Here is a 22,255-nt window from a genome sequence, read left to right on the forward strand (position 1 = left end):
CATACGGAGATGACACAAGCAAGAAGCCCGGGTTGGGGTGTGACCTCACCAGGCCCCTGTGCTCCGCGCTGCGCGCGTCGAAGCGGAGTTGCGCGTCGAGCGGCGTTGCGCGTCGAGCGGCGCGCTGCGCGGAGGGGTGGGGTCAGCTGATGGAGTTGAAGTCTTGCCAGCCGGTGGCTACGACTTCCGGTTCGGCCGCGTAGGTGGCTTCCGGGTTGTCCGGGTCGAACTTGCCGCTGTGGACGTAGGCCAGGAGGGTGCCGTCCTCGGTCAGGGCCAGGAGGTCCGGGTTGCCGTCCAGGTCCACGTCCGTGACCGCGAAGACCTTGGCGTCCCAGTCGCGGCGGATGGTGTGCCAGGTGCCCTCGTGGGTGAAGGCCTCGCCGTTCGTCAGCTCGCCCGGGCCGAACTCGTAGGCGTCCAGGTCGCCGTTGGCGCGCACCACCAGGAGGTCCGGGCGGCCGGTTCGGGTGATGTCGGCCAGGGTCCAGGGGAAGTCCGCCACGTCCACCGTGACCATCGGGTGCGGGGTCCGGTCGTAGGTCTCCGACTCCACCACCTCGCCCTGGCTGAAGAAGGCGTGCACGCCGCCCTGGTCCTGTTCCCTGCCGAACATCACGTCCGGGCCCCCGCCCAGGCTGCCGATGGCCATCGTCTCCCAGCGGCGGTCGGCTCGACGGCCGGAGATCTTGATCGGCTCACCCAGGGTGTCGAGGCCGTTCAGGCCCTTGTTGGGGTAGAGGAAGACGCCCTCGAACGGGTTGTACTTCAGGGTGCTCAGGGCCAGGACGTGCGCACGGCCACTGCCGTCGATGTCGATCGTCCGAACCATGTAGTGGTTGCGGAGGTGGTGGAAGTTCTCCGCGATCTTCACCGGCTCCCCGTAGGTGCCCGTGCCGCTGAACCGGCCGCTGTGGGGCACCAGGTACAGGTCTCCGGTGCTCTCGCTGCGCGCGAGGATGTCGAGCCTGCCGTCACCGCCGAACGAGTGGCACAGACCGTTCCCGATCATCTCCGCCAAGGTCACACCTCCGTGTCGTGGCTCGCGTCAGCGGAACCTGACGTGCGAGCGGTCGAGCTGGTCCACGCTGGTCACGCCGAGCAGTTTCATCGTGACCTCGATCTCGCGGGTCAGGATCTCCATCGCCTTGACCACGCCGCGCCGGCCGCCGGCCATGAGGCCGTACTGGTAGCACCGACCGACGCAGGCCGCGGTCGCGCCCAGGGCGATGGCGGCGACGATGTCCGCGCCGGAGGTGATGCCGGTGTCCACCAACACCTCGATGCGCTCGCCGACCGCGTCCACCACGTCGGGCACCAGCTCGACGGGGACGGGCGCGCGGTCGAGCTTGCGGCCACCGTGGGTGGACAGCCACACCGCGTCCACGCCGGCGTCGGCCACGCGCACGGCGTCGGCGACGCTCTGGACGCCCTTGGCGACCAGCTTGCCCGACCACGTGCCCCGCAACCACTCCAGGTCCTCAATGGACAGTCGTGGGTTGAAGACCTTCTTGATCAGGTCGGACGCCGAGCCGTTGCCGGTCGCGGCGAGCACCTTCGGGGACGGGGCGCCGCCGCGGACCTGGCTGAGCCACCAGCCGGGGTGCAGCCAGGCCTCGGCGAACGTGCCGATGCTCATCGACGGCGGGATGGTCAGGCCGTTGCGGATGTCGCGGCGGCGTGGCACGGAGATGGGTGTGTCGAGGGTGAGCAGGATCGTGTCGAAGCCCGCCTCCTCCGCCAGCCCCAGCAGTTCCTTGACCATCGCCCGGTCCTCGGCGAAGTAGAGCTGGAACCAGTGCCGCCCGCCGGGCGCGGCGGCGGCGATGTCGGACAGGGACGTCGTGGCGAGCGTGGACACCGAGTAGGGGATGCCGAACTGCGCCGCCACGGACGCCACCGCCGACTCGCCCTCCGGGTGCATGACCCGGGTGAACCCGACCGGGGCCAGGCAGAACGGCAGCCTCTGCTCCTTGCCGAGCACGGTGCGGGTGGTGTCGATCTCGGCCACGTCGCGCAGCACCGACGGCTGGAACTCGATGTCGGCGAAGGTCTGCCGGGCACGGCTGAGGCTGCGTTCGCTGTCCGCCGCGCCGTCGGTGTAGTCGAACACCATGCGCGGCACCCGCCTCTGGGCGAGCTTGCGCAGGTCATCGATGCCCGCCGCGCGCAGCAGCTTGCGGTCGGTGGGGTTCCACGCCATCTTCGGCGGCTTGAGCAGGGTGCGGAGCTGGGCGGACTTGGCCATGGGGGATCGATCCTTCCTGGGGCGGTCAGGCGGCTTGCCGGTCGCGGGTCTGCAACTCCGCGACGAGCGCGCGGTCCCCCAGCAGGTGCTCCACGACCTCGGCGGGTGTGGGGTGGTCGTAGACGAGCGCGGCGGGCAGGTCGAGGCCGGTGAGGGCTTCGAGCCGGCGCCGCAGTTCGACGGCGGTCAGCGAGGAGAACCCGATCTCCAGGAACTCCTCGTGCTCGTCCACGCCGGCGGCCGACGGCAGACCGAGGGTGAACGCGGTCTGCGTCCGCACCACGTGGGAGAGCACGGCCCGCGCCTGCTCGTCGTCGGCGCCGTCGAGCAGGCGGCGCAGCGCGTCGGGGCTGTCGACGTCGGCTCCCCCGCCGTCGTCGGCCTCGGCGGCGTGCCGCAGGGCGTCCGGCAGCTCGCGCAGCAGCGGGCTGGGCCGGAACTCGGTGTAGCCGGGCACGAACCCGGCCCAGTCGGGGACGCCGGCGACCCGGCCGTCGCCGACGGCGGTCAGGAAGCCGGCCGCGGTCGCGTCCACCGTGATCGACACCGCGCCCTCGCGCTGGTGCGCCAGCGCGTCGAACGTGGCGGCGGTCTCCGGCGAGCCGCCCAGGCCGAACAGCTCGTCCACGGTGGACACCAGGATCAACTGGGCCGCGTCGGACACCCGGGCGGTGGCGATCGGGTCGTCGGCGTCGCTGGTGACCACCAGCGTCTCCGCGGCGCCGGTGGTGACCTTCACGCCGGCGTCGTTGAGCAGGGCGGTGATGCGGTCGGCCAGCGGGCCGCCGTGCACGGCCACCGGTCCCGTGGGCGACCACGGCGTCGCGGCGGGCGCGTTGAGCAGCCGGCGGGCGAACACCCCGGCCGGGCGCACGGCGACCTGGTCCTCCCCCGCGCCCTTGGTGAGCACGGCGGTCAGGGCGGCGAGCGAACGGTCGTCCGACGCCTCCGGCAGGTCCACCACGCCACCCCAGGCCCGGGGTGTGGTGACGGCGGCCGAGCGGGCGTGGCCCCACACCGCCGCGCCGGTCAGGTCGGCGACCCGGTCGGTCGGCGTGACGGCGACCGCGCCGCGGGTCAGGTACCAGACCGGGGCGTCCAGGCGGGCCCGGTCGAGTTCGGCGAGCAGGGCGGCCGGCGCGCCCGAGGTGGCCACGACGCCGGCGACGATCCGGTCCGGGGCCAGGGCCAGCAGGGCGTCGGCGGTGGCGTCGGTGTAGCCGCGGACGTCGGCCCCGGCACGGGCCAGGGCGTCGCCGACCTGCGACTCGGCCGCCGGGACCAGCCAGATCCCGCGCAGCGACGGGGTCGGCAGGGCGGGCACCGGGCGCCAGCGCACCTGGTGGCCGGGCTCCGGGCCGCGCCGGTAGGCGGCCAGGGCCGCGACGACGTCCTTGAGCGACGCCGAGTCGTCCAGGCCCAGCAACGCGCCCAGGTCGGCGCGGTCCACCGCGGCCCAGAAGTCGTCGGTCGGGGCGGCGGCGGTCTCGGCGGGCGCGTCCGGCCACAGGCGGGTGCGCTGGAACGCGTAGGTGGGCAGGTCGACGCGGCGGGCGCCGGCGAAGAACGCGGACCAGTCCACGGTGACGCCCAGGCTGTGCAGGCGGGCCACGGCCTCGGTCACCACGGCGGGGCCGGTGCGGTCCTTGCGCTGGGTCGGGACGAACGCGGCGTCGGCCACGCTCTCCCGGCCCATCGCGGTGAGCACCGCGTCCGGCCCCAGTTCGAGGAACGTCTTCACGCCCCGACCGGACAGCGCCTCGACGGCCTCGGCGAACCGCACGGGTTGCCGCACCTGCGCCACCCAGTACGCGGGATCTGTCAGACCCCCGTGGGACGATGATGACGGGGGCCGGAGGCCGGCCGTCGACACCAGCGGAAGCGTCGGCTCGCGGTAGGTGATCGACTCGGCGACCTCGCGGAACTCGTCCAGCATCGGGTCCATCAGCGGCGAGTGGAACGCGTGCGACACGGTGAGGCGCTTGGTCTTGCGGCCCCGCGAAGCCAGTTCCGCGGCCACGGCCAGGGTTTCGGCCTCCGCACCGGACAGCACGATCGAGGACGGCCCGTTGATCGCGGCGATGGCGACCCGCTCGGTGAGCAGCGGGGTCACCTCGGCCTCCGTGGCCTGCACGGCGACCATCGCGCCGCCGGTCGGCAGCGCCTGCATCAGGCGGCCGCGGGCGGTCACCAGGCGGGCGGCGTCGGCCAGGCTGAAGACGCCGGCGACGTGGGCCGCCGCCAGCTCGCCGATGGAGTGCCCGGCCACGAAGTCGGGACGGACGCCCCAGGACTCCAGCAGGCGGAACAGAGCCACCTCGAACGCGAACAACGCGGGCTGGGTGTAGCCGGTCTGGTGCAGTTCTTCCGTGTCCAGCACTTCTGACAACGGCCGGTCCAGGTGCTGGTCCAGCTCGGCGCACACCGCGTCGAAAGCCTGCGCGAACGCCGGGAAGACCCGCAGTTCACGGCCCATGCCCACGCGTTGCGCGCCCTGCCCGGTGAACAGGAACGCCGTGCCGGCGTCGGCCGCCACGCCCTCCACCACGCCGGGCACGGACTCGCCCCGGGACAGCGCGGCCAGGCGGTCGCGCAGCTCGTCCGGGGCGCCGACGACGGCCGCGCGGTGGCGGAACGCCGTCCGGGTGGTGGCCAGCGAGAAGCCGAGGTCGGCCGGGTCGCCGGACAGGTGGACCAGCAGGCGGGAGGCCTGGTCGCGCAGGGCGTCCCGGTCCCGGCCGGACAGCACCAGCGGCACCACCGGGACGTCGGCGGACGAGTCCACCACGACCGCCTCGGGGGCCTGCTCGATGATGGCGTGCGCGTTGGTGCCGGAGATGCCGAACGACGACACCCCGGCCCGGCGCGGACGCCCCGTCTCCGGCCACGGCACGGACTCGGTGAGCAGCCGAACGGCCCCGCCGGCCCAATCGACGTGCGGCGACGGCTCGTCCACGTGCAGGGTCGCGGGCAGCACGCCGTGCCGGATCGCCTCCACCATCTTGATGACGCCGGCGACACCGGCGGCGGCCTGCGTGTGCCCGATGTTGGACTTGATCGAGCCCAGCCACAGCGGGTGCTCGGCGCGGTCCCCGCCGTAGGTGGCCAGCAGCGACTGCGCCTCGATCGGGTCGCCCAGCGTGGTGCCGGTGCCGTGCGCCTCGACGGCGTCCACTTCGGACGGTCGCAGGCCGGCGTCGGCGAGGGCCTGGTGGATCAGGCGTTGCTGGGACGGGCCGTTGGGCGCGGTCATGCCGTTGGACGCGCCGTCCTGGTTCACCGCCGTGCCGCGCACGACCGCCAGCACGGGGTGGCCGTTGCGGCGGGCGTCGGACAGCCGTTCCAGCACCAGGACGCCGACGCCCTCGCCCCAGCCGGTGCCGTCGGCCGCCGCCGCGAAGGACTTGCAGCGGCCGTCCGGGGCGAGCGCCCGCTGCCGGCTGAAGTCGATGAACGCGTTGGGGGTGGCCAGCACGGTCACGCCGCCGGCCAGCGCCAGCGTGCACTCGCCGCGCCGCAGCGCCTGGGCCGCGAGGTGCATGGTGACCAGCGACGACGAGCACGCGGTGTCCACGGTGACCGCCGGCCCCTCCAGCCCGAGCACGTAGGACACGCGCCCGGACACCACGCCGCCCGCGATGCCGGTGCCGATGAACCCGTCCAGCTCGTCGGGCAGGTGCTGGAGGTGGGCGGTGTAGTCGTGGTACATCAGGCCCGCGAACACGCCGGTCCGGCTGCCGCGCAACGTGGTCGGGTCGATGCCCGCCCGTTCCACGGCCTCCCAGGAGGTCTCCAGGAACAGCCGCTGCTGCGGGTCCATCGCGAGCGCCTCGCGCCGCGAGATGCCGAAGAACCCGGCGTCGAACCAGGCCGCGTCGTACAGGAACGCGCCCTCGCCGCAGTAGGTGCGGCCGGGCTTCTCCGGGTCGGCGTCGACCAGGTTGTCCAGGTCCCAGCCGCGGTCGGTCGGGAAGCCCGACACCGTGTCCACGCCCGAGGCGACCAGGTCCCACAGCTGCTCGGGCGAGGTGACGCCGCCGGGGAACCGGCAGCCCATGCCGACGATCGCGATGGGCTCGTCGGTCTCCCGCGACACGGTCACGACGGCCGCGGCGGACGCGCCGTCGAACAGCTCGGCGTCCAGGTGCTCGGCGAGCGCGGTCGGGTTGGGGTAGTCGAAGATCAGGGTCGCGGGCAGCCGCAGGCCGACCACGGCGTTGAGGCGGTTGCGGAACTCGACGGCGGTCAGCGAGTCGAAACCCAGTTCCTTGAACGCCTTCGTCGCGCCGACCGCGCTGCCGTCGCTGTGCCCGAGCACGACCGCGACCTGGGTGCGGACGACGTCGAGCAGCTCCTTGCGCCGCTCCTCCGCGCCGCGCCCGGCCAGCCGGGAGACCAGGTCGGACGCGGCGGCGGCGCCGGCCTCGACCTGGCGGCGGTTCGGGACGCGGACCAGGCCGCGCAGCACCGACGCCAGTGCCGGTCCCTGCTCGCGCAGGGCGGCCAGGTCGAGCCGGATGGGCACCAGTGCGGCCTCGGGCGCGCCGAGGGCCTGGTCGAACAGCTCCAGGCCGTCCTCGGTGGACAGCGGGCGGACGCCGGAGCGGCGCATGCGGGCCAGGTCGGCGTCGTCCAGCGCCCCGGTCAGGCCGGTGCGCAGCTCCCACATGCCCCACGCCAGCGCGACGGCGGGCTTGCCCAGCGCGCGGCGGTGGGCGGCGAAGGCGTCCACGAAAGCGTTTGCGGCGGCGTAGTTGGCCTGGCCGGGTCCGCCGAACACGCCGGCGGCGGAGGAGAACACCACGAAGGCCTCGACGTCACCGACCAGCTCGTGCAGGTTGACCACCGCGTCGACCTTGGGCCGCAACGCGGTCGCCACGCGCTCGGGGGTGAGCGAGGACAGCACGCCGTCGTCCAGCACGCCGGCCGTGTGCACGACGGCGGTGGGCGGGTGTTCGGCGACCAGGGCGGCGAGCGCGTCGCGGTCGGCGGCGTCGCAGGCGGCGACCGTGACCCGGACGCCGGTCAGCTCGTCGCGCAGGGCGGCCAGCTCGTCGGTCAGGCCGCGGCGGCCGGCGAGGACCAGGTGCTCGACGTCGTGGTGGGTCGCCAGGTGCCGGGCGACCAGGCCGCCGAGCACGCCGGAGGCGCCGGTGACCAGCACGGTCCCGCGGAGCGTCGGCGCGGCCGGCTCGCCGGGGGCCTTGGCCAGGCGGGGCGCGAGAACGCGTCCGTCGCGCAGCGCGAGCTGGGGTTCGCCGGTCCGCAGGGCGGGGCCGAGGTCCGCGGTGTCGTCGGCGTCCACGAGCACGAACCGGCCCGGGTTCTCCGACTGCGCGGACCGGACCAGGCCCCACACGGCGGCCGACGCCGGGTTGGTGGCGTCCGTCGCGCCCGAGGTCAGCACGACCAGGCGGGAGTCCTCGAAGCGCTCGTCGGCGAGCCAGGCCTGGGCCGCCTCCAGGACCCGGTTGACGGCCGTGTAGGTGGCGTCGACCAGTGAGCCGTCGGTCGGGACGCGCAGCACCACGAAGTCGGGGACCTCGGTGCGGGCTGCCACGTCGGAGAGGGCTGCCACGTCGGGGACCTCGACCAGCGAGACCTCGCCGTCGGCGACCGGGACGGGCGTCCAGTCCAGGACGTGCATGGCTTCGTGGCGCGGGTTGCCCAGCTCGGCCAGCGCGTCGGCGGGCAGCGGGCGCACGGCCAGCGCGTCCACCGAGACGACGGGCGCGCCGGTGTGGTCGGCCACGGACACCGCGACCGCGTTCGCCCCGGCGGTCCGCAGGGACACCCGCAGGGCGGTGGCGCCGGTCGCGTGCAGGGTCACGCCGTGCCAGGCGAACGGCAGCCACGGGCCTTCGGCGTCGGCGGTGAACACGCCCAGCGCCAACGGGTGCAGCGCCGCGTCCAGCACCGCCGGGTGCAGCCCGAACCCGGCCACGTCGGCCCGCTCGGGCGCGGCGACCTCGGCGAACACCTCGTCCCCGCGCCGCCACACCGACCGCAGCCCGTGGAACGCGGGACCGTAGGTGATGCCCAGGGCCGCGAACCGGTCGTACAGCTCGCCGATCTCCACGGCCTCCGCGCCGGCCGGCGGCCAGGACTCCCGCGAGGCGACCGGCGGCACCGCGCCGCTGGTCAGCGTGCCGGTGGCGTGCCGCACCCAGGCCGCGTCGTCGTCGGGTCGCGAGTGGACGGTCAGCCGCCGCACGCCCGCCGCGTCCGGCTCGCCCACGCGCAACTGGACCTGCACGGTCCCCTTCTCCGGCACGACCAGCGGCGCTTCGAGGGTCAGCTCCTCCACCGCCGTGGCCCCGACCTCGTCGCCGGCCCGCACGGCCAGCTCCACGAACGCCGTGCCGGGCAGGAAGATCCGGCCGGCGACCCGGTGGTCGGCCAGCCACGGGTGCGCCGACACCGACAGCCGCCCGGTGAGCAGGACGCCGTCCGCGCCGGCCAGCGCCACGGTCGCGCCGAGCAGCGGGTGGCCGGTGGAGCCCAGGCCCAGGCCGGCGGCGTCGGCGGGCGCGCCCACCTCCTTGGGCCAGTAGGCCTGGTGCTGGAACGCGTAGGTCGGCAGGGCGACCGGCCGGCCGGTGACCAGCGTCGAGAAGTCCGGCTGGACGCCGCGGACGTGGGCCTGGCCCAGCGACAGCAGGAACCGGCGCGGGCCGCCGTCGGCGCGGCGCAGCGTGCCCACGACCGAGCCGCCGTCCGCCAGCAGGTCGCCGACCGCGGGCACCAGCACGGGGTGCGGGCTGACCTCGATGAACGAGTCCACGCCCGCCGCGACCAGGCCGCGCACGGTGTCCTCGAACTCGACGGTCTGGCGCAGGTTGCGGTACCAGTACTCGGCGGTCAGCCCGGCGGTGTCGATCGGCTCGCCGACGACGGTGGAGTGGAACGGGATGTCGGAGGTGCGCGGCTTGATCGGGGCCAGCACGCGCAGCAGCTCGTCGCGCATCGACTCGACGTGCGCCGAGTGCGAGGCGTAGTCCACGTCGATGCGCCGCGCGCGGACGCCGTCCCGCGCGCACTCGGCCGTCAACCGGTCGAGGCCCTCGTTGTCGCCGGACACCACGACCGTCGTCGGGCCGTTGACGGCGGCGACCGAGACGCCTTCGGGCAGGCGCTTGGCGACCTCGGCGATCGGCGCGGCCACCGACACCATGCCGCCGCGCCCGGCGAGGTCCACGGCGATGGCCTGGCTGCGCAGGGTCACCACGAGCGCCGCGTCCTCCAGGGACAACGCGCCCGCGACGCACGCGGCGGCGATCTCGCCCTGGGAGTGGCCGACCACGGCGGCCGGCTCGACGCCGTGCGAGCGCCACAGCGCCGCCAGCGACACCATCATCGCGAACAGGGCGGGCTGGACGACGTCCACGCGGTCCAGCGACGCCGCGCCGGGCACGCCGCGCAGCACGTCGAGCAGGGACCAGTCGGTGTGCCGGTCCACGGCCGCCGCGCACTCGGCCATGCGCCGGGCGAAGACGGGCGAGGTCTCCAGCAGCTCGGCGGCCATGCCGAGCCACTGGGAGCCCTGGCCGGGGAACAGGAACGCGGTGCGGTCGCCGACCCCGGCGGCGCCGGTGACCATGTTCGGGGCCGCGCCGCCCTCGGCCAGCGCGCGCAGCGCGGAGTCCAGGTCGTCGCGGTCGCCGACCAGCACGGCGCGGTGCTCGAAGCGGGCGCGGGTGGTGGCCAGGGCGTGGGCGACGCCGTGCGTGTCCAGGCCTTCGGCGTGGTCGCGCAGGCGGGCGGCCTGGTCGCGCAGCGCGGCTTCGGTCTTGGCCGACAGCACCCACAGCGCCGGGCCGTCGGTGACCGGGACCGGCTCGGGCGTCTCGGAGGCGGGCGCCTCCTCGATCACTACGTGCGCGTTGGTGCCGGAGATGCCGAACGACGACACGCCGGCGCGGCGCGGCTGCTCGCCCGAGGGCCACGCGACGGGCTCGGTGGCGAGCCGGACCGCGCCGTCGCCCCAGTCGACGTGGTGGGACGGCGCGTCCACGTTCAGGGTGGGCGGCAGCTCCTCGTGGCGCAGGGCCATGATCATCTTGATCACGCCCGCGACGCCGGCGGCGGCCTGGGTGTGACCGAGGTTGGACTTCACCGAGCCCAGCCACAGCGGCCGGTCCCGGTCCCTGCCGTAGGTGGCCAGCAGGGCCTGCGCCTCGACCGGGTCACCCAGGGTGGTGCCCGTGCCGTGCGCCTCGACGGCGTCCACATCGGACGGTTGGAGGCCGGCGTTGGCCAGCGCAGCGCGGATGACCCGTTGCTGCGACGGACCGTTGGGGGCGGTGAGGCCGTTGGACGCGCCGTCCTGGTTGACCGCCGAACCGCGCACGACCGCGAGGACCCGGTGGCCGTTGCGCCGCGCGTCGGACAGCTTCTCCAGCACCAGCACGCCGACGCCCTCGCCGAACGCGGTGCCGTCGGCGGCGGAGGCGAACGCCTTCACCCGGCCGTCCGGCGCGAGCCCGCGCTGGCTGGAGAACTCCACGAACGTGCCGGGCGTGGAGATCACGCACACCCCGCCCGCCAGCGCCAACGAGCAGTCGCCGCTGCGCAGCGCGTGCGCGGCCACGTGCACCGCCACCAGCGAGGACGAGCAGGCCGTGTCCACGGTGACCGCCGGGCCCTCCAGCCCCAGGGTGTAGGACACGCGGCCGGACACGACGCTGCCCGCCACACCGGTCATGGTGTAGCCGATCAACGCGTCCATGTTGCGCTGCATCGCGGTCAGGTATTCGGCGCTGTTGGCCCCGACGAACACTCCGGTCTTGCTGCCCCGCAACGAGTCGGGGTCGATCCCGGCGTGCTCGAACGCCTCCCAGGACGCCTCCAGCACCATCCGCTGCTGCGGGTCCATGGCGAGGGCCTCACGCGGGGAGATGCCGAAGAACCCGGCGTCGAACCCGGTGGCCTCGGGGATGAACCCGCCGCGCCGGACGTAGCTGGTGCCCGACGGGTTGTCCGGGTCGAACAGGGCGTCGAGGTCCCAGCCGCGGTCGGTGGGGAAGTCGGTGGTGCAGTCCGCGCCGGACCGCACCACCTCCCACAGCTGCTCGGCGGAGCGCACGCCGCCCGGGAAGCGGCAGCCGATGCCGACGACGGCGATCGGCTCCCGCTCGGTGGCCTCCTTCAGCTTCTGCTTGGTCTTCTGGAGGTCTGCCGTCACGCGTCGGAGGTACTCGACAAGCTGCTCTTCGTTCGCCATCAGTTGCCCTCCTCAGCGCGACCCGTTCAGGCGGCGCCGAGCTCGTCGTCGATGAACCGCAACAGCTCGTCGGCCGAAGCGGTCTTCAGCACCGTGTCCTCACCGGACTTTCCACGCCAATTCGACAGCACCGCTTGCAACCGCTCGGTAATCCGCTCCTTGACCGCCTCGTCCAGCTCGCCCGCGCCGGCCAGCGACCGCTCGAACCCGGCCAGCTCGCCCAGCAGCGCCTCGGCGGGGTCCACCTCGGCCGGGGCCAGCTCGGCCAGCAGGAAATCGGTCAGGGCGTTGGCGGTCGGGTAGTCGAACACCATGGTCGCGGGCAGCTTGAGGCCGGTGGCCGCCTTGAGGCGGTTGCGGAACTCGACGGCGGTCAGCGAGTCGAAACCCAGTTCCGTGAACGGCTTGGCGGGCTCCACGGCCGTGGAACTGGCGTGCCCGAGGACGGTCGCGGCTTGCGCCTTCACCATCTCCAACGCGGTGTGCCGGCGCTGGGGACCGCTCTGGCGCGCCAACTCGTCCTTGAACGCGCCCGCGGACTGCGTGGCCTCCAGCGTGCGACGGGCCGGACCGCGCACGAGGCCGCGCAGGAGGGTGGGCAGCATGTCCACCCGGCCCAGCTCGCGCAGGGCCGCCGGGTCCACCGGCATGGGCACCAGCAGCGGCTCGTCGATGCGCTCCGCCGCGTCGTACAGCGCCATGCCCTGCGCCACGGACAGCTCCAGCAGGCCGCCGCGGGCCATGCGGGCGCGGTCGTTGGCGTCCAGGTGCGCGGTCATGCCGCTCGCCTCGCCCCACAGGCCCCAGGCCAGCGCCCGCGCCGGGAGCCCGGCCGCGCGCCGTTGGGCGACCAGGGTGTCCAGGAAGACGTTGGCGGCGGCGTAGTTGCCCTGCCCCGGGCCGCCCAGCGTGCCGGCGGCGGCGGAGAAGACCGTGAACTCGGCCAGGTCGTGGGTCAGCTCGTGCAGGTTGACCACGGCGTCCACCTTGGGCCGCAGGACGTTCGCGACCTGGTCCTCGGTCAGGGCGGTGACCACGCCGTCGTCCAGGACGCCGGCCGTGTGGATGACCGAGGTCAGCGGGTGCTCGGCGGGCACCAGGGCGAGGGCCGCCGCGAGCGCCCGCCGGTCCGCCGCGTCGGCCGCCGCGATGGTGACCTCCGCGCCCAGGCCGGTCAGTTCGGCGGCCAGTTCGGGCGCGCCCTCGGCGTCGGGGCCGCGGCGGCTGGTGAGCAGTAGGTGCTTGACGCCGTGGTGGGTCACCAGGTGCCTGGCCAGGAGGCCGCCGAGGGTGCCGGTGCCGCCGGTGATCAGGACGGTGCCGTCCGGGTCACGGCGCGTCGGCACGGTCAGCACCAGCTTGCCGACGTGCTTGGCCTTGGACATGAACCGGAACGCGTCGGGCGCGCGGCGCATGTCGTAGGGCTTGACCGGCAGCGGGGTGATCTTGTCCGCCTCGACCAGGGCGAGCACGTCCCGCAGGATCGCGCTGACCCGGTCCGGGTCGATGGCGAGCAGGTCGAACGCCTGGTAGGCCACGCCGGGGTGGTCGGCGGCGACCTTCTCCGGGTCGCGGACGTCGGTCTTGCCCATCTCGATGAACCGGCCGCCGGGGCGCAGCAGCCGCAGCGAGGCGTCCACGAACTCCTTGGCCAGCGAGTCGATCACGACGTCGATGCCCGCGAACCGCTCCTCGAAGTCGAGGGTGCGGGAGTTGGCGATGTGGTCGTCGTCCAGGCCCATGGCGCGCAGGGCGTCCCACTTGCCGGGGCTGGCGGTGGCGAACACCTCGGCCCCGAGGTGGCGGGCGAGGCGGACGGCGGCCATGCCGACACCGCCGGCGGCGGCGTGGATGAGGACCTTCTCCCCCGGCTTGACCTCGGCGAGGTCCACCAGGGCGAAGTAGGCGGTGCAGAACGCGATGGGCGTGGCCGCCGCCGTGGCGAACGTCCAGCCCTTCGGGACGCGCACGACCATCCGTGCGTCGGTGACCACCTCGGGGGCGAACGCGTCGTGGAACAGGCCCATGACGTGGTCGCCGGTCTTGACGGCGGTCACGTCCGGGGCCGCCTCCACGACGACGCCCGCGCCTTCGCCGCCCATCACGCCGTCGCCCGGGTACATGTCCAGGGCGATCAGGACGTCCCGGAAGTTCAGGCCCGCGGCGCGCATGGCGATGCGGACCTGTCCCGGACCCAGCGGGCGGGGGTCGCCCGCGGGGAGGAGAGCGAGGTTGTCCAGGGTGCCCTTCTCGGTGACGTCCAGCCGCCACCGGTCGGTGTCGGGGACCAGCGCCGGGGTGGTGGTGGCGCGGGCGAGGCGGGGCGCGTAGGCGACGCCGTCGCGAATGGCCACCTGGGGTTCGGCGGTGGTGAGGGCGCGGTGCGGGTCCTTGTCGTCGATGTCGAGGAGGATGAAGCGGTCCGGGTTCTCGGTCTGGGCCGAGCGGACCAGGCCCCAGACGGTCGAGTTGGCGAGGTCGTCGGCCGGGTCGGTGGTGCTGATGGCGTTGTGGGTGACGACGACCAGCTTGGACTCGGCCAGGCGTTCGTCGGCCAGCCACTCGCGCAGGACCGCCAGGGTGGTGTTGACCGCCTGGTACGCGCCTTGGACCGGGTCGTCGGTGGTGCGGCGCAGGGGCAGGGCGACGTAGGCCGGGGTGGGCGCGCCGTTGTCGAGGGCGGTCCTGAGGGCGGCCAGGTCGGGGTGGGTGTCGGTGACGAGACCGGCCTTGGCGGGCAGGTCGCAGGCGCCGAGGACGGCCCAGCGGTGGCCTCCGGCCCCCGTTTCCATTGTCCCACCGGCGTACGACAGTTCGGTGGGGAGCGGGGTCCAGTCGAGGCGGAACAGGGCGTCGTGGTGGGTGGTCTGGGTGGTGGGTGCGGTCGCCTCGCGGAGGACCAGGGACTCGATGGTGGCCACCGGGGTGCCGGACTGGTCGGTCGCCGTGAGTTCCACGGCGTTCCGGCCGACCGGGCGCAGGCGGACGCGGAGGGTGGTCGCGCCGGCCGCGTGCAGGGAGACGCCGGTCCAGGAGAACGGCAGGAGCGGGCCGGTGCTGTTCGTGCTCAGGGCCAGCGGGTGCAGCGCCGCGTCGAGGAGGGCCGGGTGGAGGCCGAAGGCGTTCTTGCCGGCGGCTTCCGGGAGGCCGACCTCGGCCAGGACCTCGTCGCCGCGTCGCCACGCCCGGCGGACGCCGCGGAAGGCGGGACCGTAGTGCAGGCCCGCGCCGGCCAGGGTGTCGTAGAGGTCGCCCACCGGGACTTCCTCCGCCTCCGGGGGCCAGACCGGTTCGAACCCGGCCGGCTGGTCGGCCTCGCCGAGCAGGCCGACGGCGTGGCGGGTCCACGGGGTGTCGTCGGTCGGGCGCGAGTGGATCTTCACGGGGCGTTGGCCCGCCTCGTCGGGCGCGCCGACCCACATCTGGACCTGGACGCCGCCCTTCTCCGGCAGCACCAGCGGGGCGGTGATGGTCAGCTCCTCGACCCTGCCGCAGCCGACCTCGTCGCCGGCGCGGACCGCCAGTTCCACGAACGCCGTGCCGGGCACCAGGACCTGGCCGCCCACGGCGTGGTCGGCCAGCCACGGGTGCGTGCCCGCCGACAGGCGGCCGGTGAACAGCAGCCCGTCGGTGTCGGCGACCGCGACCGCCGCGCCGAGCAGCGGGTGGTCGGCGGCGGCCAGGCCCAGGCCCGCCGCGTCGGCCACGACCGCGCCCGCCTCCGGCCAGAACCGCTCGTGCTGGAACGGGTAGCCGGGCAGGCGCACCTCGCGCGCGTCGCCGTGCGGCCAGCGCACCTTGACGCCGTGCGTGTGTGCCTCGCCGACCGACAGCAGGAACCGCGGCAGCCCGCCCTCGTCGCGGCGCAGCGAGCCGACCACGGACGCGGTGGCCTCGGCGTCGTCGATGATGTCCTGCACGCCGATGGTCAGCACCGGGTGCGGCGAGCACTCCACGAACGCGGTGAACCCGGCGTCGAGCAGGGCGCGGACGGCGGGCTGGAACCACACCGTCTGGCGCAGGTTCCGGTACCAGTACTCGGCGTCCATCACGGTCGTGTCGAGCCAGTCGCTGTCCACTGTGGAGTAGAACGGGATGTCCGACCGCCTCGGGGACAGCCCGGCCAGGACGTCGAGCAGCTCGTCGTGGATCTCCTCGACGTAGGCGGAGTGCGACGCGTAGTCCACGTCGATCTTCTTGGCGCGGACGCCGTCCTCGGCGCACTCGGCCAGCAGCCGCTCCAGCGCCGGCGGTTCGCCCGCGACGACGGTGGACCGGGGGCCGTTGACGGTGGCGACGGTGACCCGGCCGGCGAAGTGCTCAATGCGCTCGCGGACCTTCTCGGCGGGCAGCGGCACGGACACCATGCCGCCCTTGCCGGACAGCCGCAGCAACGCCTTGCTGCGCAGGGTCACCACCTTGGCGGCGTCGTCCAGGGACAGCGCCCCCGCCACGCACGCGGCGGCGATCTCACCCTGCGAGTGGCCGATGACCGCTGACGGCTCGACACCGTGCGACCGCCACAACGCGGCCAGCGACACCATCACCGCGAACAGCACCGGCTGCACCACGTCCACCCGCTCCAGGGACGCGGCACCCGGGACGTCACGGACCACGTCGAGCAACGACCAGTCGGTGAACCCGTCGATCACCTCGGCGCACTCGGCCATGCGCCGCGCGAAAACCGGCGAGGTCTCCAACAGTTCGACGGCCATGCCGACCCACTGCGAACCCTGACCGGGGAACGTGAACGCGACCTTGCCGGCCGGCCCCGCCTGGCCCGTGACGACGGTCGGCGACGGCTCGTCCGCCGCGAGGGCGGTCAGGCCGGCGCGCAGCGCCTCGGCGTCCCCGACCACGACCGCGCGGCGGGAGTGGGTGGCGCGCCGCGCCGACGAGTACGCGAGGTCGCGCGGCTCCTCGGTGTCGAGCAGCGGCAGGAGGTCCGCCGCCTGCCGCTTGAGCGCCGCGTCGGAGCGGGCGGACAGCACCAGCGCGACCGGGTCGGTCGAGGCCGGCCGGTCGGGGACGACCTCGGCGGCGGGTTCCTCGATGATCACGTGCGCATTGGTGCCGCTGAACCCGAACGACGACACACCCGCGCGGCGCGGCCGGCCGTCGCGCGGCCACGGCTGCGCCTCGGCCAGCAAGCGCACGCCGCCCGCCCAGTCGACGTGCCCGGTGGGCTCCTCGACGTGCAGGGTCTTGGGCAGCTCGCCGTGCTTGAGCGCCAGCACGGTCTTGATGACACCCGCGACACCGGCGGCGGCCTGGGTGTGGCCGATGTTGGACTTCACGGAGCCCAGCCACAGCGGCCGGTCGGGCGCGCGGTCCCGGCCGTAGGTGGCGAACAGGGCGTCCACCTCGATCGGGTCGCCCAGCGCGGTGCCGGTGCCGTGCGCCTCGACCACGTCCACGTCGGCCGGCGCGAGGCCGGCGTTGGCCAGCGCGGCGCGGATGACCCGCTGCTGCGACGGCCCGTTGGGGGCGGTGAGGCCGTTGGACGCGCCGTCCTGGTTGACCGCCGTCCCGCGGATCACGGCCAGCACCTCGTGCCCGGCGGCGACCGCGTCGGACAGGCGCATCAGCACGACCACGCCGACGCCCTCGCCCCAGTTGGTGCCGTCCGCGCCGGCCGCGAAGGCCTTGCAGCGGCCGTCCGGCGCGAGCCCGCGCATCTTGCTGAACTCGACGAACGCGCCCGGCGTGGACATCGCGGTGACGCCCGCCGCGACCGCCGCCGAGCACTCGCCCGACCGCAGGCCCTGCACGGCCAGGTGCAGCGCGACCAGCGACGACGAGCACGCGGTGTCCACGGTGACCGCCGGTCCCTCCAGGCCCAGCACGTAGGACAGGCGGCCGGACAGGATGCTGGCGGCGTTGCCGGTGGCCATGAAGCCCTCGGCGCTGGCCCCGACCGCGCCGGTCAGCCGGATGTAGTCGTTGTTGTTGGTGCCCACGTAGACGCCGGTCGGCGTGCCGCGCAGGGAGGTCGGGTCGATGCCCGCGTCCTCGAACGCCGTCCAGGACGCCTCCAGCACCAGCCGCTGCTGCGGGTCCATCGCCTCGGCCTCGCGCGGGCTGATGCCGAAGAACGCGGCGTCGAAGCCCGGCAGGTCGGGTAGGAACCCGCCCTCGCGGACGTAGCTGGTGCCGGGGTGCTCGGGGTCGGGGTGGAACAGGCCGTCGAGGTCCCAGCCCCGGTCGGTCGGGAACGGGCCGATGCCGTCGCGGCCCTCGCGCAGCATCGCCCACAGCTCGTCGGGCGTGCCGACCCCGCCGGGGAACCGGCAGCTCATGCCGACGATGGCGATGGGCTCGTCGGTGAACCCGCCGGCGGCGACGACGTCGGCCGTGCCGCTCTCCAGGAGGTGCCGGGCCAGGGCGTCGGGGGTCGGGTAGTCGAACGCGACCGCCGCCGACAGCCGCACGCCGGTGGCCTCGATCATGCGGTTGCGGAACTCCACCGCGGTGACCGAGTCGAAGCCCAGGTCCTTGAACGCGCGGGTCGCTTCAACGGCCTCGGGACCGGCGTAGCCCAGGGTCAGCGCGACCTGCGTGCGGACCAGGGTGGTGACGTGGTCCAGGCGGTCGGCCTCGGGCACGTCGGCGAGCAGCCGCGCGAGGTCGTCCGAGGAGGGGGCCTCGACGTCGGTGGCCGCCTCGGGGATCGCGTCGAACAGCCGGCTCGGGCGCAGGGCGGTGAAGGACGGGACGAACGCCGCCCAGTCCACGTCCGCGAGCACCACGGCGGTGTCGTCGGCGGCGAGGGCGGTGCGCATCGCGGCGATCGCCCGGTCCGGGGACATCGGCGTGAGGCCGCGCTTGCGCAGGGCGGCGTCGATGTCGTCGTCCACCAGGTTGCTGCCCGCCCACGGCCCCCAGGCCAGGGACGTCGCCGACTGGCCGCGGGCGCGGCGCCGCTCGGCGAGGGCGTCGAGGTGGGCGTTGCCGGCGGCGTACGCGGCCTGCGCGCCGCTGCCCCACACGCCCGCGACCGACGAGAACAGCACGAACTCGTCCAGCTCGGGGAAGACCGCGTCCAGGTTCCGCGCGCCCTCGACCTTGGCGGCGAGGACGTTGGCGAACTCCTCGTCGGTCATGTCGGCGATGGGCGTCAACTGGGCCAGGCCCGCGACGTGGACGACGGTCCGGATGTCGTCGTGTTGCGCGGCAACGGCTTCCAGGGCCGCACGGTCGGCGACATCGCACGCGACCACGGTGACCCGGGTGCCGATCTCCGCGAGGACTTCGGCGGGCGCGGTGCCCCGGCGGCTGAGCAGCAGCACGTGGTCCGCGCCGTCGTCGGCGTAGGCCTTGGCGACCTCGATGCCGAGCGTGCCGGTGCCGCCGGTGATCAGGACCGTGCCGGTGACCGGCTTCCGGCGGGGGTTGCCGGTGACCGGGGCGCGGTGCAGGCGGCGAGCGAACACACCGTCCGGCCTGATCGCCACTTGGTCCTCGCCGATACCCGCCAGCACTCCGGCAAGGGCAGCGGCGGTGCGGTCGTCCACAGCGGCAGGCAGGTCCACCAGCCCACCCCAGACCTGCGGCAGTTCGAGAGCGGCGACCCGCCCGAGTCCCCACACCTGCGCCTGGTCGGGATCGGTGACGGGATCGGCGGGCGAGGTGGACACCGCGCCCCGAGTGAGCGACCACAACGGAACCGCGTGCGGCGCGACGACCTTGACCAGCCGAAGCGTGTCCGCCGCACCCAGCAACGACACCACACCGGTCACGCCATCCGCCAAGGCGTCCGCGACACCGGCGAGATCCGTGATGACCGGGGTCGCACCGCGGGCGGCCAAGGCTTCGGCGACTTCCGCGCCGTCGCCGACCACCAGCCAGGTACCGGTCAGCGTGCGGTTGGTGCCGCTGGGCAGGCGTTCCCACGTGGCCCGGTAGCGCCAGGCGTCGGACCGGGACCGGTCCTGGCGGCCCTCGCGCCACTGCGCCAGTGCGGACACCACGGAGTTCACCGGGTCGTTCGGGTCGATGTCGAGCGCGGAGATGAACGTGTCCAGGTCGTCGTCGGTCGTCGCCGCGGACGTCTCGACGCTGTCCATCCAGAACCGCTCGTGCTGGAACGCGTAGGTCGGCAGATCGACACCGGACCGCCCGGTGCGCCCGTAGAACGCCTCGGCGTCCACGGTCACCCCCCGGACCTCCAACCGCGCCAACGCCTCCACCAGCGCCCGCGGCTCGTCCCGGTCCCGTCGCAGCGACGGGACCAGCGCCACGTCACCCTCGACGCTGTCGGCCGCCATCGTGGCCAGCACGGCGTCCGGCCCGATCTCCAGCAGGGTGGTGCTCTCCACGGACCGCACGGCATCGGCGAACCGCACCGCGGCCCGAACCTGCCGAACCCAGTACTCGGCCCCGAACTCCACCGGCCCGCCGATGCCTGGAACTCCCGCGCCAAACTCGTGCGCGCCAAACTTCTCCGCACCCTCGACGCCCGACCCTGTCGGACCCTCGTGCGACGATGGAGACGGGGGCCGGAGGCCGGCCGTGGACACCAGCGGAATCGCCGGCTCGTGGTACGTCACGCTCTCCGCGACCGCCCGGAACTCGGCCAGCATCGGCTCCATCAGCGGCGAGTGGAACGCGTGCGACACGGTCAGCCGCTTGGTCCGCCGGTCGGCGAAGTGCTCCTCCACCGCCGCGACCGCCTCGGCCGCACCCGACACGACCACCGACCGGGGCCCGTTCACGGCCGCGATGTCCACGTCCGCCCCGAGCAGCGGCACGACCTCGTCCTCGGTCGCCTCGACCGCGAGCATCGCCCCGCCGGTCGGCAGCGCCTGCATGAGCCGGCCCCGCGCGGCGACCAGCCGGGCCGCGTCGGCCAGCGAGAACACGCCCGCCACGTGCGCGGCGGCCAGCTCGCCGATGGAGTGGCCGACCAGCACGGACGGCGTCACGCCCCACGACTCCAGCAGCCGGAACAGCGCCACCTCGACCGCGAACAGCGCCGGCTGCGTGTACCCGGTCTGGTGCAGCTCCTCGGTCTCCAGCACGTCCTTCACCGGCTTGTCGAGGTGCGGGTCCAGCGCCGCGCACACCTCGTCGAACGCCGCCGCGAACGCCGGGAACGCCGCGTGCAGCCCGAGCCCCATGCCCGGACGCTGCGCGCCCTGGCCGGAGAACAGCATCGCGGGCTTGCCGCCGGCCACCCGGCCGACGACCACGTTCGGGGCCTTCTCGTCCCGCGCCAGCGCGGCCAGCCCCGCCGACAGCTCTTCAACGGATGTCCCCACCACGGCGGCCCGGTGCTCGAACCGCGCCCGCGAGGTGGCCAGGGCGTACCCCAGCTCGGCGGGGTCGGCGGTGAGCGCGCTCAGCCGCTGGGCCTGGTCCCGCAACGCCTTCGGGTCGCGCGCGGTCACCAGCAGCGAGGTCACCGGGGCCGACGCCGTCCCGACGGGCTCCCGCTCGGGCGCCTGCTCGATGATCACGTGCGCGTTGGTGCCGCTGAACCCGAAGGACGACACGGCGGCCCGGCGCGGACGCCCGGTCTCCGGCCACGGGGTCGCCGCGGTCAGCAACCGGACGTTCCCCGCGGACCAGTCGACCTGGTCGGAGGGCTGCTCGGCGTGCAGGGTCGCGGGCATGACGCCGTGCCGGATCGCCTCGACCACCTTGATGATCCCGGCGACGCCGGCGGCGGCCTGCGTGTGGCCGATGTTGGACTTCACCGAGCCCAGCCACAGCGGCTCGGCGCGGTCCCGGCCGTAGGTGGCGAGCAGGGCCTGCGCCTCGATCGGGTCGCCCAGCGTGGTGCCGGTGCCGTGGCCCTCGACCACGTCCACCTGTCCGGTGGACAGGCCGGCGTCGACCAGCGCGGCCTCGATGACCCGTTGCTGCGACGGCCCGTTGGGCGCGGTGAGGCCGTTGGACGCGCCGTCCTGGTTCACCGCCGAGCCGCGCACCACGGCGAGCACGTGGTGCCCGTTGCGCAGCGCGTCGGACAGCTTCTCCACCAGCAGCACGCCGACGCCCTCGGCGAACCCGGTGCCGTCGGCGTCCGCCGAGTACGACCGGCACCGGCCGTCCGGGGACAGGCCGCGCTGGCGCGAGAACTCCACGAACGTCAGCGGCGTCGCCATCACCGACACGCCGCCGGCCAGCGCCAGCGTGCAGTCGCCGCGCCGCAGCGCCTGGATCGCCAGGTGCAGCGCGACCAGCGACGACGAGCACGCGGTGTCCACGGTGACCGCCGGGCCTTCCAGCCCCAGGGTGTAGGCGACGCGGCCGGACACGACGCTGCCGGAGGAGTTGCTGCCCGCGTAGTCGTGGTACATCAGGCCGGTGAACACGCCGGTGGGGCTGCCCGTGAGCGTCGCCGGGTCGATGCCCGCCCGCTCCAGGCTCTCCCAGGCGACCTCCAGCAGCAGCCGTTGCTGCGGGTCGAGCCGGACCGCCTCGCGCGGGCTGATCCCGAAAAACGCGGGGTCGAAGTCCGCCGCGTCGTAGAGGAACCCGCCGCGCGCCGTGTAGGACGTGTTCTCGCGCGCCGACTCGGGGTCGTGCAGCGCCGCCAGGTCCCAGCCGCGGTCGGTCGGGAACGCGCCCGTCGCGTCGGCGCCCGACGCCACCAGCCGCCACAGGTCCTCGGGACCGGTCACCCCGCCCGGGTAGCGGCAGGCCATGCCGACGATCGCGATCGGCTCGTGCGCCGCCGCCTCGACGTCGTGCAGCCGCTGCCGGGTCTTCTGCAGGTCCACGGTGACCCGCTTGAGGTAGTCCCGGAGCTTGTCCTCGTTCGCCACTACCCCTCGCCC

Annotated in this window: 4 protein-coding genes; all 4 read right to left on the minus strand. The window is 74.4% G+C overall.

All coding sequences use genetic code 11. The annotated features are described in order from the left end of the window. Nucleotides 1-142: 142 nt before the first annotated feature. From AB0A74_RS27910 to AB0A74_RS27925, 4 genes are read right to left on the minus strand one after another with little or no spacing between them, the layout of a single operon-like run. Nucleotides 143-1,012: a hypothetical protein gene (locus AB0A74_RS27910; RefSeq protein ID WP_358253944.1), complete on the minus strand. Its 870-nt coding sequence runs from the start codon at nucleotides 1,010-1,012 to the stop codon at nucleotides 143-145. 36 nt (nucleotides 1,013-1,048) lie between these two features. Then, entirely contained in the window at nucleotides 1,049-2,248 is a 1,200-nt protein-coding gene (locus tag AB0A74_RS27915; RefSeq protein WP_358253946.1) for an alpha-hydroxy acid oxidase, read from the minus strand. Between the two features lie 25 nt (nucleotides 2,249-2,273). Beyond that, nucleotides 2,274-11,471: an SDR family NAD(P)-dependent oxidoreductase gene (locus tag AB0A74_RS27920; RefSeq protein WP_358253947.1), complete on the minus strand. Its 9,198-nt coding sequence runs from the start codon at nucleotides 11,469-11,471 to the stop codon at nucleotides 2,274-2,276. 26 nt (nucleotides 11,472-11,497) lie between these two features. After that, nucleotides 11,498-22,243, minus strand: a complete 10,746-nt coding sequence (locus AB0A74_RS27925) for an SDR family NAD(P)-dependent oxidoreductase (protein ID WP_358253949.1) — start codon at nucleotides 22,241-22,243, stop codon at nucleotides 11,498-11,500. Between the last annotated feature and the right edge of the window lie 12 nt (nucleotides 22,244-22,255).

This window comes from Saccharothrix sp. NPDC042600 (assembly GCF_040647305.1).
Taxonomy (GTDB): Bacteria; Actinomycetota; Actinomycetes; order Mycobacteriales; family Pseudonocardiaceae; genus Actinosynnema; species Actinosynnema mutabilis.

Coding starts and splice junctions, on each gene's coding strand:
- AB0A74_RS27910 (WP_358253944.1), bottom strand. CDS start 1,012: ATGATCGGGAACGGTCTGTGCCACTCGTTCGGCGGTGACGGCAGGCTC.
- AB0A74_RS27915 (WP_358253946.1), bottom strand. CDS start 2,248: ATGGCCAAGTCCGCCCAGCTCCGCACCCTGCTCAAGCCGCCGAAGATG.
- AB0A74_RS27920 (WP_358253947.1), bottom strand. CDS start 11,471: ATGGCGAACGAAGAGCAGCTTGTCGAGTACCTCCGACGCGTGACGGCA.